This is a genomic window from Olsenella sp. An293 (genome assembly GCF_002159495.1).
In the GTDB taxonomy this organism is placed as follows: domain Bacteria; phylum Actinomycetota; class Coriobacteriia; order Coriobacteriales; family Atopobiaceae; genus Thermophilibacter.
Map to the genome: position 1 here is coordinate 12,257 of NZ_NFIT01000006.1, position 13,957 is coordinate 26,213.

13 protein-coding genes are annotated in these 13,957 nt (G+C 72.0%); all 13 read right to left on the bottom strand.

Annotation, left to right across the window (positions count from 1 at the left end):
* Positions 1-19: 19 nt before the first annotated feature.
* The 13 genes from B5F85_RS05030 to cmk all read right to left on the bottom strand — a co-directional run bounded on the left by B5F85_RS05030 (position 20) and on the right by cmk (position 13,951).
* Positions 20-1,855, bottom strand: coding sequence for an ABC-F family ATP-binding cassette domain-containing protein (locus tag B5F85_RS05030; RefSeq protein ID WP_087315017.1), 1,836 nt, complete (start codon positions 1,853-1,855; stop codon positions 20-22).
* Positions 1,856-2,077: 222 nt separating this feature from the next.
* The gene (locus B5F85_RS05035; RefSeq protein ID WP_087315019.1) at positions 2,078-2,923 is read right to left on the bottom strand and encodes a deoxyribonuclease IV; all 846 of its coding nucleotides are present in this window, start codon (positions 2,921-2,923) and stop codon (positions 2,078-2,080) included.
* Between the two features lie 166 nt (positions 2,924-3,089).
* Positions 3,090-4,304 carry a bifunctional phosphopantothenoylcysteine decarboxylase/phosphopantothenate--cysteine ligase CoaBC gene (gene coaBC / locus B5F85_RS05040; RefSeq protein WP_087315021.1) on the bottom strand — a complete coding sequence of 405 codons (1,215 nt, stop codon included), beginning with the start codon at positions 4,302-4,304 and terminating at the stop codon, positions 3,090-3,092.
* Positions 4,301-5,023 carry a C4-type zinc ribbon domain-containing protein gene (locus B5F85_RS05045; protein ID WP_087315023.1) on the bottom strand — a complete coding sequence of 241 codons (723 nt, stop codon included), beginning with the start codon at positions 5,021-5,023 and terminating at the stop codon, positions 4,301-4,303. The genes coaBC and B5F85_RS05045 overlap by 4 nt, the downstream gene beginning before the upstream one ends.
* An 8-nt stretch (positions 5,024-5,031) precedes the next feature.
* Positions 5,032-6,219, bottom strand: coding sequence for a cysteine desulfurase family protein (locus B5F85_RS05050; protein ID WP_087315025.1), 1,188 nt, complete (start codon positions 6,217-6,219; stop codon positions 5,032-5,034).
* Between the two features lie 3 nt (positions 6,220-6,222).
* The gene (rpe, locus tag B5F85_RS05055) at positions 6,223-6,900 is read right to left on the bottom strand and encodes a ribulose-phosphate 3-epimerase (protein WP_087315027.1); all 678 of its coding nucleotides are present in this window, start codon (positions 6,898-6,900) and stop codon (positions 6,223-6,225) included.
* Entirely contained in the window at positions 6,900-7,940 is a 1,041-nt protein-coding gene (locus tag B5F85_RS05060) for an NAD(P)H-dependent glycerol-3-phosphate dehydrogenase (protein WP_255373641.1), read from the bottom strand. Before B5F85_RS05060 ends, rpe begins: the two co-directional genes overlap by 1 nt.
* Entirely contained in the window at positions 7,937-8,629 is a 693-nt protein-coding gene (locus B5F85_RS05065; RefSeq protein ID WP_239386706.1) for a glycerol-3-phosphate acyltransferase, read from the bottom strand. The genes B5F85_RS05060 and B5F85_RS05065 overlap by 4 nt, the downstream gene beginning before the upstream one ends.
* Positions 8,626-9,960 carry a ribosome biogenesis GTPase Der gene (gene der / locus B5F85_RS05070; RefSeq protein WP_087315029.1) on the bottom strand — a complete coding sequence of 445 codons (1,335 nt, stop codon included), beginning with the start codon at positions 9,958-9,960 and terminating at the stop codon, positions 8,626-8,628. The genes B5F85_RS05065 and der overlap by 4 nt, the downstream gene beginning before the upstream one ends.
* Before the next feature lie 221 nt (positions 9,961-10,181).
* Positions 10,182-11,564 carry a DUF512 domain-containing protein gene (locus B5F85_RS05075; protein ID WP_087315031.1) on the bottom strand — a complete coding sequence of 461 codons (1,383 nt, stop codon included), beginning with the start codon at positions 11,562-11,564 and terminating at the stop codon, positions 10,182-10,184.
* An 88-nt stretch (positions 11,565-11,652) separates the two neighbouring features.
* Positions 11,653-12,495: a 4-hydroxy-3-methylbut-2-enyl diphosphate reductase gene (ispH, locus tag B5F85_RS05080; protein WP_087315033.1), complete on the bottom strand. Its 843-nt coding sequence runs from the start codon at positions 12,493-12,495 to the stop codon at positions 11,653-11,655.
* Positions 12,496-12,497: 2 nt separating this feature from the next.
* Positions 12,498-13,244 carry a lysophospholipid acyltransferase family protein gene (locus tag B5F85_RS05085; protein ID WP_087315035.1) on the bottom strand — a complete coding sequence of 249 codons (747 nt, stop codon included), beginning with the start codon at positions 13,242-13,244 and terminating at the stop codon, positions 12,498-12,500.
* Positions 13,241-13,951 (bottom strand): (d)CMP kinase, encoded by a 711-nt coding sequence (gene cmk, locus B5F85_RS05090; protein ID WP_087315037.1) that lies wholly within the window; start codon positions 13,949-13,951, stop codon positions 13,241-13,243. Before cmk ends, B5F85_RS05085 begins: the two co-directional genes overlap by 4 nt.
* Positions 13,952-13,957 lie beyond the last annotated feature (6 nt).

A 13,957-nucleotide genomic window follows, 5' to 3' on the forward strand; every position in this document is an offset into this window, starting at 1 on the left:
GGCCGGCGCACGCCGCCCCCTACACGTCCAGCCCCAGCCTTTCCGCCAGCTCCAGCCACTCGTCCTCGAGCGCCGCGCGCTCCGCCAGGCACACGTCGAGCGCCTCCTGCGCGGCCATCAGCGCGGCGTAGTCGCTCGCGTCCACAGATCCCATCTCCGCGCGCAGCCGGTCGGGGTCGCCGGCGGTCTTCTCGAGCCGGCGCGCCACCGCGTCGAAGCGCTTCTTGAGCTCGCGTCGCTCCTGGTTGGTGAGCCCGCCGCCCGCAGCGGCCACCGCCCCCGCCTCCGGGCGAGAAGTACCTGCCCCCGCGGCCGCAGGCGCCGAGCCCGCCGACCCTGCGCCCTTCTCGGCCGCCGCGAGCAGCCGCAGGTACTCGTCAACGCCGCCGGGAACGTGGCGCACGTGCCCGTCCAGCAGCGCAAACTGGTCGTCGGTCACGCGCTCCATGAGGTAGCGGTCGTGGGAGACCACCAAGAGCGTCCCCGGCCAGCTGTCGAGCAGGTCCTCCATCACGGCGAGCATGTCGGTGTCGAGGTCGTTGCCCGGCTCGTCGAGCACGAGCACGTTGGGCTCCTCGAGGATCACGCACAGAAGCGCCAGGCGCCGGCGCTGCCCGCCGGAGAGGTCGCGAATGAAGTTCTGCAGCTCGCGCTGCTCGAAGCCCAGACGCTCGATGAGCTGCGTGGGGCTCTGCATCTTGCCGCCCACGAGGTAGCTGCGCTTGTAGCGGCCGAGGACCTCCAGCACGCGCCAGTCGTCCTTCTCGCCCAGCGCGTCGAGGTGCTGGCTCATGAAGCCAAAGCGCACCGACGCGCCGATTTTCACGGTGCCCGACGTGGGCGTGAGCGCGCCCGTCATGAGCGCGAGCAGCGTGGACTTGCCCGCGCCGTTGGCGCCGAGGATGCCGTAGCGGTCGCCGGGGCCGATGAGCCAGTCCACGTCCTCGATCACGCGCGGGCCGTGCCCGTAGGCAAAGCTCACGTGGGACATCTCGATGACCTGCTTGCCCAGGCGGCTCACGGCGAGGCGCTTGAGCTCGAGCGGGTTTCTGAGCGGCGGGTCGTCGGCGATGAGCGCGCGGGCCGCCTCGACGCGGAACTTGGGCTTGCTCGTGCGCGCCTTGGCGCCGTGCGCGAGCCAGTTGAGCTCCTTGCGCAGGGTGTTCTGTCGGCGCTCCTCCATGACGGCCGCCTGGCGCTCGCGCTCGACGCGCTGCTGGATGTAGGCGGAGTAGCCGCCCTCGAAGGGCTCGATGTGGCGGTCGTGGACCTCCCACATCTGCTCGCAGACCTCGTCGAGGAACCATCGGTCGTGCGTTACCACCAGAAGCGCGCCCTCCCCCGCCGGCCAGCGGCGGCGCAGGTGCTCGGCCAGCCACTCGATGGCCGCGAGGTCAAGGTGGTTGGTGGGCTCGTCCATGAGGACGACGTCCCAGGTGTGGCAGAGCACGCGGCAGAGGTCCACGCGGCGACGCTGGCCGCCGGAGAGCTCGCCGACGGCACCGTCGAGGTCGAGGTCGCCCACGAGCTCGTCCAGGATCGCGCGGATGCGAGCGTCCGAGGCCCAGGTGTAGTCCGGCACGTCGCCAAAGATCGCGCGGCGCACGGCGTCGGCGTCGGCGAGGTCGTCCGCCTGGCCGAGGTAGCCCACGGAGAGGTTGCGGCGCCAGGTCACGGCGCCCGCGTCGGGCTCGAGCACGTGGCCCACGATCTCCAGCAGCGTGGACTTGCCGTCGCCGTTGCGCCCGACGATGCCGATGCGATCGCCCTCGTTGATGCCTATGGTCTGGTCCTCGAGCACGCGCTTGCCGGGCCACTCGTGGCCCACGTGCTCAAGGCCGATGAGGATTCCCATGCCGACCTCCCGTGTCTTTCCGTCGATAGTATACGGGCCGCGCGTTATTCTCGCCTGGCGCGCGACCGGCCGGGCCCATGCGATTACCTACTTCAAAACCATGTGGCAACGAGGGTCTCGGCGAGATAATCCGGCGCTGGATGCCCGTTGCCACATGGTTTAGAAGTAGGTAACGCCGCGACCAGCCGAGAGGGGCGTCACGCCGAGAAGGGCGTGCGTCCGCTACTCCCCCGCCGCCAGGCCGCGGAGCAGCGCGATCTCGGCCGCCCAGCCGTCGAGCCCCGCCTGCGGGGTCTCCAGCACCATGGGCAGCCCGGCCAGGCGTGGCTCTCGGACCACGGCCCGGAAGGTGTCGAGGCCGAGCGTCCCCGCGCCGATCCTCTCGTGGCGGTCCTTGTGGCTGCCCAAGGGGTTCTTGGAGTCGTTGAGGTGCAGCGCCTGCAGGCGCTCGAGCCCGATCACGCGGTCGAACTCGTCGAGCACGCCGGCGAGGTCGCCCACGATGTCGTAGCCCGCGTCGGCCACGTGGCAGGTGTCCAGGCACACTCCCAGCAGCTCGTCGTGCTCCACGCCGTCGATGATGCGCGCGAGCTCCTCGAAGCTGCGCCCGACCTCGGTGCCCTTGCCCGCCATGGTCTCGAGCAGCACCGTCGTGGCCTGCCCCGGGACCAGCACCTCGTTGAGCCCCTCGCAGATGAGGCGGATGCCCTCGCCTGTGCCCTGCTTGACGTGGGCGCCGGGGTGGAAGTTGTAGAGGTGGCCGGGCAGGCGCTCCATGCGCGCCAGGTCCTCGCGCATCGCGCGGCGCGCGAACTCGACGGTCTCGGGCTTGGCGGAGCAGAGGTTCATGGTGTAGGGCGCGTGCGCCACGAGCGGCCCGATCCGGTGCTCCTCGAGCGTGGCGAGAAACGCGGCGAGGTCGGCGTCATCGAGCTCGCGCGCGTTGCCGCCGCGCGGGTTGCGCGTGAAGAACGCGAACGTGGTGGCGCCGATGGACACGGCGTCGGCCGCCATCGCGGCATACCCCGCCGACGTCGAGAGGTGGCAGCCAATCCTGAGGTCGGGCATCTTCGCTCCTGTCATTTGGGGACGTGTTATATCGTGCAGACGTTTTGGGACAGGTTATCGGGCAGGTGGGCGGCAACTGAAACGTGACGTCTGCGGCATTCGCCACCACGCAATAACCTGTCCCAAAACGTCTGCACGAAATAACACGTCCCCAATTAGCACCCAATTAGCAGAGCGCGGCGACGCGGTCGAGGATCGCGTCGGCCACGTCCGCCAGCGGCATGGTCTCGAGCTGCTCCACGCCTGCCGCGCTCACCAGCGCCACGCGGTTGGTGTCGGCCCCGAAGGTGGACTCGGGGCGGCTCACGTCGTTGGCGACGATGAGGTCGGCCCCCTTGCGGCGGAGCTTCTCGGTCGCGTGGGCGAGAAGGTCGTTGGTCTCGGCGGCAAAGCCCACGACGACGCGCTCCCCCTTGCGCTCGCAGAGGTCGGCCAGGATGTCCGCCGTCTCCGTGAGCGGCACGCAGTCCAGGTGCTCGCGAGACTTCTTGAGCTTGTGGTCGGCCGGCGCGGCGGGCGTGTAGTCGGCCACGGCGGCGCTGCAGATCGCGGCGTCGGCGCCCTCGAAGGCCGCGACCATCGCGTCGTGCATCTGCGCGGCGCTCTCCACGTCCACGCGGGTCACGCCCGCGGGCGTGGCGAGCGCGGTGGGCCCGGAGACGAGCGTCACCTCCGCCCCGCGGCGGGCCGCAGCCTCCGCCAGCGCGTAGCCCATCTTGCCGGTGGAGCGGTTGGCGATGTAGCGGACCGGGTCAATGGCCTCGTGCGTGGGCCCGGCGTTCACGAGCACGCGCAGCCCGGCGAGGTCGCGCGGTGAAAGAAGCGCGAGCGCCGCGGCCACGATCTCGTCCACGGCCGCGAGCTTGCCCTCGCCCACGTCCCCGCAGGCCAGCCGCCCGCTGTCGGGGCCGGAAAAGCGCACGCCGCGCTCGCGCAGGCGGGCGACGTTGGCCTGCGTGGCGGGGCTTTGCCACATGTGGACGTTCATGCCGGGGGCCACCAGCACCGGGCAGCACCCCCAGCAGGCCAGAAGCGTCGTCGTGAGGCAGTCGTCGGCGATGCCGCAGGCCATCTTGGCCATCACGTTGGCCGTGGCGGGGACCACCACGGCGGCGTCCGCCCACTCGGCGAGCTCGATGTGCGGGATCGGCGAGCCGGGGTTGCCGTAGAGCGAGGTTGCCACCGCAGAGCCGGAGAGCGCCTCGAAGCTTGCCGCGCCCACGAACCGCTCGGCGTCCGCGGTCATGGTCACGCGGACCTCGCAGCCCGCCTTCTGAAGGCCCCGCAGCACCTCGCAGGCCTTGTACGCGGCGATGCCCCCGCACACGGCGAGAAGGACGCGCGGCCGGCGCTCCCCCGCACGCGCGGACCCGCCGCTCACGCCTGACCCTCCTCGGAGGTGATGAGGATGCGGTGGCAGTACGGGCACTCGGTGATCTCGTCGCCGTGGGCGAGGTCGTGGAAGGAGCTCGGCTGCAGCTTCACGCGGCAGACGCTCGGCACGTTGCCCGCCAGGCGCTCCACCGCGAGGCCCTTGAAGCGCTTGCGCGCCTTCTCGTAGGCGGCGAGGTGCTCGGGCGAGACGCCCTCAGCCGCGCGCTCGCGCTCGCGGCTGAGCTCGACGATGCGGGAGCGCAGCGCCTTGGAGCCCTCGGTGAGCGCGGACTCGGTAGTCGCGCGCTCCCCCTCCAGGCGCTCGGCGGTGAGGCGCGCGTTCTTCTCGGCGCGCTCGAGGCGCTCCAGGCGCTCGGTCAGCGGGCCGATCTGGAACTCGCACTTCTCGATGCGCTTGGCGAGCGAGGTGAGCTGCTGCTCGAAGTCGCGGATCTCGCGGTGGGTGTGGCCGCCGGCGTCGGCCAGGGCTTGGACCTCCGCGGTCTTCTCGCGATAGTGCGCGAGGTCGGCGCGGGTGTCGGCGAGCTCGAGCTCGGCGTCCTTGCGCTGGCCGACGATGCCGGTGAGCTCGCTGGCGACCTTCCTGGCGGCCAGGCCGATGGTCTTGAGGCGCGCCTGCTGCGGCATGGATGCGAGCGAGGAGGCGCACTTGAGCAGCTCGAGGTCGAGCTCCTGGAGCCTCATGAGGGCGGTTGCTTCAGTCATCTCTGTCCTTATTCTCTTGGGCGCCGCGCGCGGGCGCCCCCGCGCTCGGCGACGATGGTGATGAGCGTGTCGGCGAAGCGCTCGAGGTCGCCCTCGTCCACGCGCTCGTCGAAGGAGATCCTCAGGGAACCGAGCGCCTCCTCGCGGGGGATGCCCATGGCGAGAAGGACGTGGCTCGCGTCAAGGGAGCCAGAAGAGCAGGCCGAGCCGGCGGAGACCTCAAAGCCCGCCTGGTCGAGGGCCAAGATCATGGTCTCGGAGTCAAGCCCGGGGGCCATGACGCTCACGATGCCGGGCAAGCGGTCGACGCGGGAGGCGACCGTTGCCACGATGCCGGTGCCGGGGGCGCAGAGGCGCCCGACGAGCCTCTCGGCGCGGCCCGCGACGAGCTCGCGCGTGGCGTCGAGCCCCGCGTGGCAGGCCTCGGAGACCGCGGCGAAGGCGAGCGCCCCGCGAACGTCCTGGGTGCCGGCGCGCCGGCCCTGCTCCTGGCCGCCGCCAAAGGAGAGCGGTCGCAGCGGCACGCGCCCGCGGCAGACGAGCGCGCCCACGCCCACGGGGCCGCCGAGCTTGTGGGCGGCCACGCTCACGGCGTCGACGTCGGCGAGCTCCAGCGGCACGTGACCGAGGGCCTGGACGGCGTCGGTGTGGAAGAGCGCGCCGGCGGCGTGGGCCGCCCGCGCGAGCGCGGGGACGGGCTGGATGACGCCGGTCTCGTTGTTGGCGTACATGACCGAGACGAGCGCGCAGTCCCCGTCGAGGACGGCCTCCAGGGCGCCCGCCTCGACGATCCCCTCGCGGCTCGGGCGGACGAGGTCGACCTCGAAGCCGCGCTCGTGCAGGGGCCCCACGAGGTCGAGGACCGAGTCGTGCTCGATCGCGGAGAGCACCACGCGGCGCCTGCGGGACTCGCGCCCGCGCGCGCCCTCGGCGAGCCCGATCACGGCGAGGTTGTTGGACTCGGTCCCGCCGGAGGTGAAGGTCACGTCCGAGGGGCGGAAGCGCCCGCCGAGGACGCCGACGAGCGCGCGGCGCGCCCCGTCGAGCTCGCGGGCCGCGGCGCGCCCGAGCGTGTGCAGCGAGTTGGGGTTGGCCCCCGCGACCTCGCTCTGGTCGTAGGCGCGCTCGGCCGCGAGCGCCTCGGGGCGCAGCGGCGAGGACGCGGCGTGGTCGAGATATACGGCTCTTCCCGTCATGGGCTAGGCCATCTTGGAGACGCCGGACTGGCCGGCGGCGCGCAGGGCGGCGATGGCGGCGGCGCGGTCGGCGGCGCCGAAGACGGCGCTGCCGGAGACCAGCACGTTGGCGCCGGCGGCCGTCACGAGCGGCGCCGTGGCCTCGGTGATGCCGCCATCGACCTCGATGAGCGGGTTCACGCCGTGCTCGTCGCACATGCGGCGCAGGCGACGGAGCTTGCGCGGGGAGCTCTCGATCAGCGCCTGGCCGCCGAAGCCGGGGTCGACGGTCATGACCAGGATCATGTCGAGCTCGCCGAGCAGCGGCTCGAGCAGGCAGACGGGCGTCGCGGGGTTGATGGCCACGGCGGCCTTGGCGCCGCGGTCGTGGATGTAGGAGACGATGCGGTGCGCGTGCGTGGCCGCCTCGTAGTGAAACGAGACCATGTCGGCGCCTGCGTCGAGGTAGCCGCGGACCGCGACCTCGGGGTTGGACACCATGAGGTGGACGTCGACCGGCAGGTCGGTCGAGGCCTTCACGGCGCGCAGCACGTCAGGCCCGAAGCTGATGTTGGGGACGAAGTGCCCGTCCATGACGTCGAAGTGGATGAGGTCTGCCGTGGCGACGTCGGCCACGTCCGCGCCGAGGCGGGCGAAGTCGGCGGCGAGCACCGACGGGGCGATCTTGATCTCCTCGAGCATCAGTTGCTCTCCTTCTCCTGTGTCGAGATTCCGTAGAACTCCTCGCTCGGGCGTCGCCCGAGCAGCATGTCCGTTGCCTCCTGGACGTCCACGCCGTCGTGCAGGACCGCGTGGACGGCGCTCGTGATGGGGACCTCCACGCCGTGGGCGCGCGCGAGGGCGAGCACGCTCTCCGCGGCCCGGACGCCCTCGACGACGACGTGCTCGCGCGCCTCGAAGGCCTCGAGGGTCTCGCCGCGGGCGAGCGCCTCGCCGAAGGTGCGGTTGCGCGAGTGACGGGAGGTGCAGGTGGCCACGAGGTCCCCCATGCCGGCGAGGCCCATCGGGGTGAGCGGGTCGGCGCCGAGCGCGGCGGCCACGCGGCCGATCTCGGCGAGGCCGCGCGTCATGATGACGGCGAGCGTGTTGTCGCCCGCACCAAAGCCCACGGCGGCGCCGCAGGCGATGGCCACGACATTCTTCACGGCGCCGCAGACCTCGACGCCGGTGACGTCCTGCGAGACGTAGACCCTAAAGGACGGGCTCACGAGCAGCCGCTGGAGGCGCAGGGCGACCTCGGGGTCCTCGGAGGCGAGGACCGCCGCCGAGAGCTTGCCGAGGCAGACCTCCTCGGCGTGGTTGGGGCCCGATAGCACGGCGACGCGCCCACGTCCGCCGAGCTCGTCGGCCGCGACGTCGAGCATGAGCTCGTGGGTCCCGAGCTCGACGCCCTTGCTGAGCACCAGGACCGGCGCCTCGGGCGGCACGAGCGAGGCCATGCGCGCGCAGGTGGGGCGCAGGTAGGCAGAGGGCACGGCGAGCACCACGACCTCGGCCCCCTCGAGCGCGTCCGCCGCGTCGTGGGTCGCGCGGACCGGCGCGGGCAGCTCGTAGGAGCTCAGGTGGCGCGGGTTTCTCCGGGTGGCGTTGAGCTCGTCGGCGAGCGCGGCGTCGCGGCACCACAGGGCGACCTCGCCGGCGCGGGCAGCGAGAAGCCCCGCCATGGCGGTGCCCCACGACCCCGAGCCGATGACGGCGACCTTGCCCACGCGCGCGCTCACCTGGCCTCCCTCTCGACGGGGTCGTTCTTCTCGCCCTTCTTGTGGAACGAGAAGCGACGCTCCTCGCCGTGGGCGAGCCGGCGGACGTTGTCGCGGTGCGACCAGATGACGACCACGGCCGCCACGGCGACCGGCGCGATCGAGACGGGCGGGAAGCCAAAGACCGCGCACCACACGGGCAGCGACGCCGCCGCCGCGACCGAGCCGAGCGAGACGTAGCGCGTGGGGATCACGAGCAGAAGGAACAGCGCGAGCAGGCCGGCGCCGATGGGCCAGTAGAGCCCGAGCGCCGCGCCAAAGCCCACCGCGATGCCCTTGCCGCCGCGGAAGCGCAGGTAGGGGCTAAAGACGTGGCCGAGGATGCAGCCGAGGAAGACGCAGGAGAGCGTCGTCCCGAAGACCGTGGTGTGGTCGAGGGAGGCCGCGTCCCCGCCGAGGGCGAGCGCGGCGATGGCCCAGCGCGCCACGAGCATCCAGACGAGGCCCTTGGCGGCGTCGAGCAGCAGCGTGAGGCCCGCGGCCCCCTTGCCCACGGAGCGCGCGACGTTGGTGGTCCCGATGTTGCCCGAGCCCACGGTGCGCACGTCGACGTGGCCCATGGCCATGGCCACGATCAGGCCGAAGGGGATGCCGCAGACGAGGTAGGCGCCCGCCGTGAAGACGACGGTCCAGACGGCGAGCTCGCTCACGCGCGGTCGCCCCCCTCGGACTTGCGGCGGAACTTCAGGCGCACGGGCGTGCCCGTGAGGTCGAAGCGGTCGCGCAGGCGGTTCTCGAGGAAGCGCTCGAAGTTGTCGTCCACGAGGTCGGGGGCGTTGCACCAGAAGGTGAAGACGGGCGGCTTGGAGCCAGTCTGCGTGGCGTACTGGATCTTGAGGCGCCGCCCCTTCTCGGAGCGGGTGTGGCCGCCCTCGCGGATCTGGGCGAGAAGGTCGTTGAGCTCGGAGGTCCTGGTCTGGGAGGCGTGGGCCTCGGCGGCGCGCACGGCGAGCGCGAGGACCTTGTCGGTGGCGCGGCCGGTGAGCGCGGAGACGTTGACGGTGGGGATCCACGGCGCGAAGGCGAGGCGCTTGTTGATCGAGGCCACGATCTCGTCGCGCTGCTGCTCGGTCTCGACGAGGTCCCACTTGTTGAGCACGAGCACCAGGCCGCAGCCGCGGTCGATGGCCATGCCGGCGACCTTCTGGTCCTGCTCGGTGACGCCCACGGTGGCGTCCACGACGAGCAGGCACACGTCGGCGCGGTCGATGGCCTGCAGGCCGCGGACGAGGCTGTAGTACTCGACGTCCTCGTGGACCTGCGTCTTCTTGCGCATGCCGGCCGTGTCGACGAGCTTGATGGGCTGGCCCTTCCACTCGATCACGGTGTCGATGGCGTCGCGCGTGGTGCCGGCGACGTCCGAGACGATCGAGCGCTTCTTGTTGGCGAGGCGGTTGGCGAGGCTGGACTTGCCCACGTTGGGGCGGCCCACGATGGCCAGGGAGAGGATGTCCTCCTCGGGCTCCTCCTCGACCTCCTCGGGGAAGGCGGCGACGATGTCGTCGAGCAGGTCGCCGGTGCCGTGGCCGTGACCGGCCGAGAGCGGGCGCGGCTCGCCGACGCCCAGGGAGTAGAAGTCCCACAGGCCGTCCTGCTCGCGCGAGGGGTCGTCCTTCTTGTTGACGACGAGGAAGACGGGCTTGTCGACGCGACGGACGATGCGGGCGACCTCCTCGTCCTCGTCGGTGACGCCGGTGGTGCCGTCGACCACGAAGACGATGACGTCGGCCTCCTCGCAGGCCATGAGGGCCTGCTCGCGAATGCGCGGGGCGAAGACGTCCTTGGACTTGACGGACTCGATGCCGCCGGTGTCGATGAGGGTGAAGTCGCGTCCGTTCCAGTCGGCGTCGTGGTAGGAGCGGTCGCGCGTGACGCCGCGCGACTCGTGGACGATGGCGTCGCGACTCACCGCGATGCGGTTGACGAGCGTGGACTTGCCGACGTTGGGACGGCCGACCACGGCGACTACGGGCTTGGGCATCTCGCCTCCTTGCTATTCGTTTGACCTGCAAATCTTACCATGAGCGGTTGGTTTTGGCCTGTGAGCGCGAGAAATCCACGGGTCGTCCGCTCGTCGCGGCGCTGCCTGCATCCGGCGCTCGGACAGCTTGGCGAGAAGGACGCTCGCCAAGAACTCGCGGCGGACGCTGGCAGCGCCGCGACGAGCTGCTGTTGCATAATCGGCCGCCCGCGTCGGGCGCGTTACAGATCGAGGGCGGCGAGAAGGGCGTCGAGGTAGTCGCCGGGGTTGGGGACGCTGACGGCCGTGAGGGCCCCGCGGCGGCGGAGCTCCTCGAGGATGCGCCCCTGCGAGTCTCCGTCGAGGGTGAGCCTGTCAAAGTTGAACATCACCTCGGGAAGGACGACGAGCGTGCCCGCGAGGTCGGCCGGGAGCTGGGCGAGCAAGTCCTCGCTCACGATGAGCCCCGTCACGTTGACGTCTCCGCCGAAGTAGTCGTTGCGGATCGCGCGCGTGCGGAGCCGGCCCTCGGGCGAGGCGAGCGCGCAGAGCCCGTCGATGGTCTCGCGGGCGGCCTCGCCGCAGACGAGCTCGGCGACGAGGTCCTTCTCGGCAAGGGTCGCGCCTATGCGGGCGAGGTCGCCGGCGCGCTCGCTCGCCACGAGCGCGGTCTCGTCGAGGAAGCTCCGCAGCATGCCGATGCCGTCGTAGAACTGCGGGTAGCCGTCGTAGGTCTCGGCAGGGGGGACGGGCAGGCGCGCGTCGACGTAGAACTCGTCGGAGAGCTGGAAGCGCGTGATGCCGAGTGTCCTTCTCGCCCGCTCCTGATAGGGCTCGAGCAGGCGGACGACCGCGCGCGACGCCTCGGGGTCGTCCGAGTAGGAGCTCTTGAAGCGGCGGCTGTGCTTGGTGTAGCCGAGCGGGACGATGGCGAGCGAGGTGATGCCCGGGCGCGCCTCGACCCAGTCGAGGGTGGCGCGGAGCTCGTCGCCGTCGTTGATGCCGGGGCACAGGACGATCTGCGCGTGCACCTCGACGCCGCCTGCGAGCAGGCGCTCGAGGACCTCGATGCCGCGGTCGGCGTGCCGGCCGATGAGCGAGCGGCGCACCTCGGGCGTGATGGCGTGGATGGAGACGTTCATCGGCGAGAGGCCGCAGGTCACGATGCGCTCGGCCTCCTCGTCGGAGACGTTGGTGAGCGTCACGAAGTTGCCCTGGAGAAAGGACAGGCGGTAGTCGTCGTCGCGCAGGGTGAGCGTGGCGCGCGCCTCGGGCGGAAGCATCGCCATGAAGCAGAACTGGCAGGCGTTCACGCAGGTGCGGATGCCGTCGAAGAGCACGTCGGTGAAGTCGACACCCCAGTCCTGGCCGGGCTCGCGCCAGAGCTCGCAGGGCGTCGTGGTGCCGTCGCGCGGGTCAAAGACCTCGAGCTCGCAGGTTCCGCCGTCGGCCTCCCAGCGCCAGTCGATGAGGTCGCGCGGAACCACGCCGTTCACGCGCTCGACGCGCATGCCGGGCTCGATGCCGGCCTCCCAGGCGGGGCTGCCCTCCTCGACCGAGGCGACCCAGGCGCCCGTGGCCTGGGGCCTGGTCGACGCGTAGTCGGCGCGCTTCTGCTCAGCCATGAGGTCCTTTCGGGTCGCGTTTCTCTCGCCGCCATTGTGCCACAGGGACGGGCTCGCGCCCTCGCGTCGAGGCGCTTCTCGGCGCGCCCTACTCCCCCGCCAGCTCGGCGATGCGCCCGCGGACGGCCTCGATCTGGCTCGCGGGCGTGGACGCGCCCGCGGTGATGCCGATGACCCGCGCGCCCTCGAACCACGAGGGACAAAGCTCGTCGGCGCCCTCCACGTGGTGCGTCCGCGGGCAGCGGGCGGCGGAGATCTCGGCCAGGCGCGTGGTGTTGGCGGAGTTTCGCCCGCCGATGACGACCATGACGTCGGCCTCGCGGGCGAGCTCGTCGGCCGCGGCCTGGTGCCCCGCCGTGGCCTCGCAGATGGTGTTGACCACGCGCACCTCCTCGGCCACGCCCAGAAGCTCCCCCACGACCTCGGCGAGAAGGGCGCGGCGCGCGGTGGTCTGCACCACCACGCCGACCTTGCGGGCGTGCGGCAGCGCGGCGGCCTCCGCGGCCGACCCGATCACGACGGCCCCCGGCGCGTGGGGCAGGGTCGCCTCCACCTCGGGATGACCCGCCTCCCCCACCACCACGACCTGGTAGCCCTCGGTGGAGAGCCGCTCGGCGGCGAGGTGGACCTTCTTCACGAAGGGGCAGGTGGCGTCGAGCACGCGCGAGCAGAGGGACCGCGCCCGCGCCTCCTCGTCCGGCGTGACGCCGTGGGTGCGCAGCAGGAGGGCGTCGCCGGCCGCCTCTTCGGGCGAGGAGACCACCGTGACGCCGCGCTCCTCGAGGCCGGCCACCACGCGCGGGTTGTGGATGAGCGGGCCGAGCGTGTGGACGCGCCCCGCTCGCTCGTCGGCGGCGGCCTCGACCATCTGGAGCGCGCGCTCCACGCCGTAGCAGGCGCCCGCCTCGCTCGCCACGCGGATCTCGACCATGGCTACTCGACCCCCGGGTGCTCGCGGCGAAGCTCGTCGCGCAGCTCGTAGACGCGTCGCATGCCCTCGCGCTCCATCTCGGCGAGCTGCTCCTTGCGCTTCTCGGAGGAGAGCTCTGACCACTCTATCGGCTCGCCCACGTCGACGAACACCCGGCTGCGCGGGCGCAGGCGCCGGGCGCCGATCATGGCGACGGGCTGCACGGGCGCCTTGGCGAGCTGGGCCATGATGGCGTAGCCGCCGTGGGGCTTCTCGTCGGCGTCGCTCCGGATGCGGGTGCCCTCGGGGTAGATGAGCACGCACTCCCCGCGCATGAGCATCGTGCGGGCGCGGCGCACGGTCCTCATGTCGGCCGTGCCGCGCTCCACGGGAAAGCCGCCGGCGCGCGAGAAGAGCCAGGCGGCCGGGCGAATGCGGTCGAAGTCGCTCTTGTAGACGATGCGCACCGGGACGCCGGCGCGCCACATCGTGACGACCACGATCACCGGGTCGAGCATGGACTGGTGGTTCATGATGACCACGCGGCCGCGGGGGTCGGCGAGCAGGCGCTCGGCGTGCTCGATCCTCCAGGGCCACAGGATGCGCGTGACGACCCACAGGATGTTCACGACGGCGCCGATGAACAGGCGCCCCGGCAGCGGGTGCTCGCTCAGCGCGTGGTCGTAGTAGTCGTCGAGGGTGTTGCCGGCAAAGGCGCGCATGCGGCCCTGGGAGGCGGGGGCGCCCTGGGGCTCGTTCTTCTCGGTCATCGCTGCCCCCTCTCGGCGCGGGCGGAAAGCTCGGGCGAAAGCGCGATCACGGCCCGGACGACCTCCTCGAAGGGAAGCTCCGAGGAGTCGATGCGGGCGGCGTCGGCGGCCGGGCGAAGCGGCGAGGCGGCGCGGGAGGAGTCGTAGGCGTCGCGCCTCACGAGGGCCTCGAGGACGGCGCGCTCCTCCTTTGCGTCGACGTCGGCGCCCACGCCGCGGGCGAGGTCCCCCCCGCCGCGCTGCACCGCACGACGCCGCGCGCGGGCCTCGGGCGAGGCGCTGAGAAAGACCTTGACGTCGGCCGCCGGGAACACGACGGTGCCGATGTCGCGCCCCTCGGCGATGACGTCGCCGGTCTCGCCGAAGCGGCGCTGCGCGGCGACCATGGCCTCGCGCACGGCGGGGTTGGCCGAGACGGGCGAGACGGCGCGCTCGACCTCGGGCGTGCGGATCTGCGCCGTGACGTCCTCGCCGCCCGCGATCACGCGCTGGCCCTCGCCGTCGGGGAGAAACTCGATCGCGAGCCCGCGGGCGACCTCGGCCGTGGCCGCGTCGTCCGCCGGGTCCACGCCGCGCTCCAGGCAGGCGTGGGCCACGGAGCGATACATCGCCCCGGTGTCGAGGTAGGTGAGGCCGCAGCGGCGGGCGACCTCCCGCGCGACGGAGGACTTCCCGGAGCCCGAGGGCCCGTCGATGGCAACGATCATGCGCAC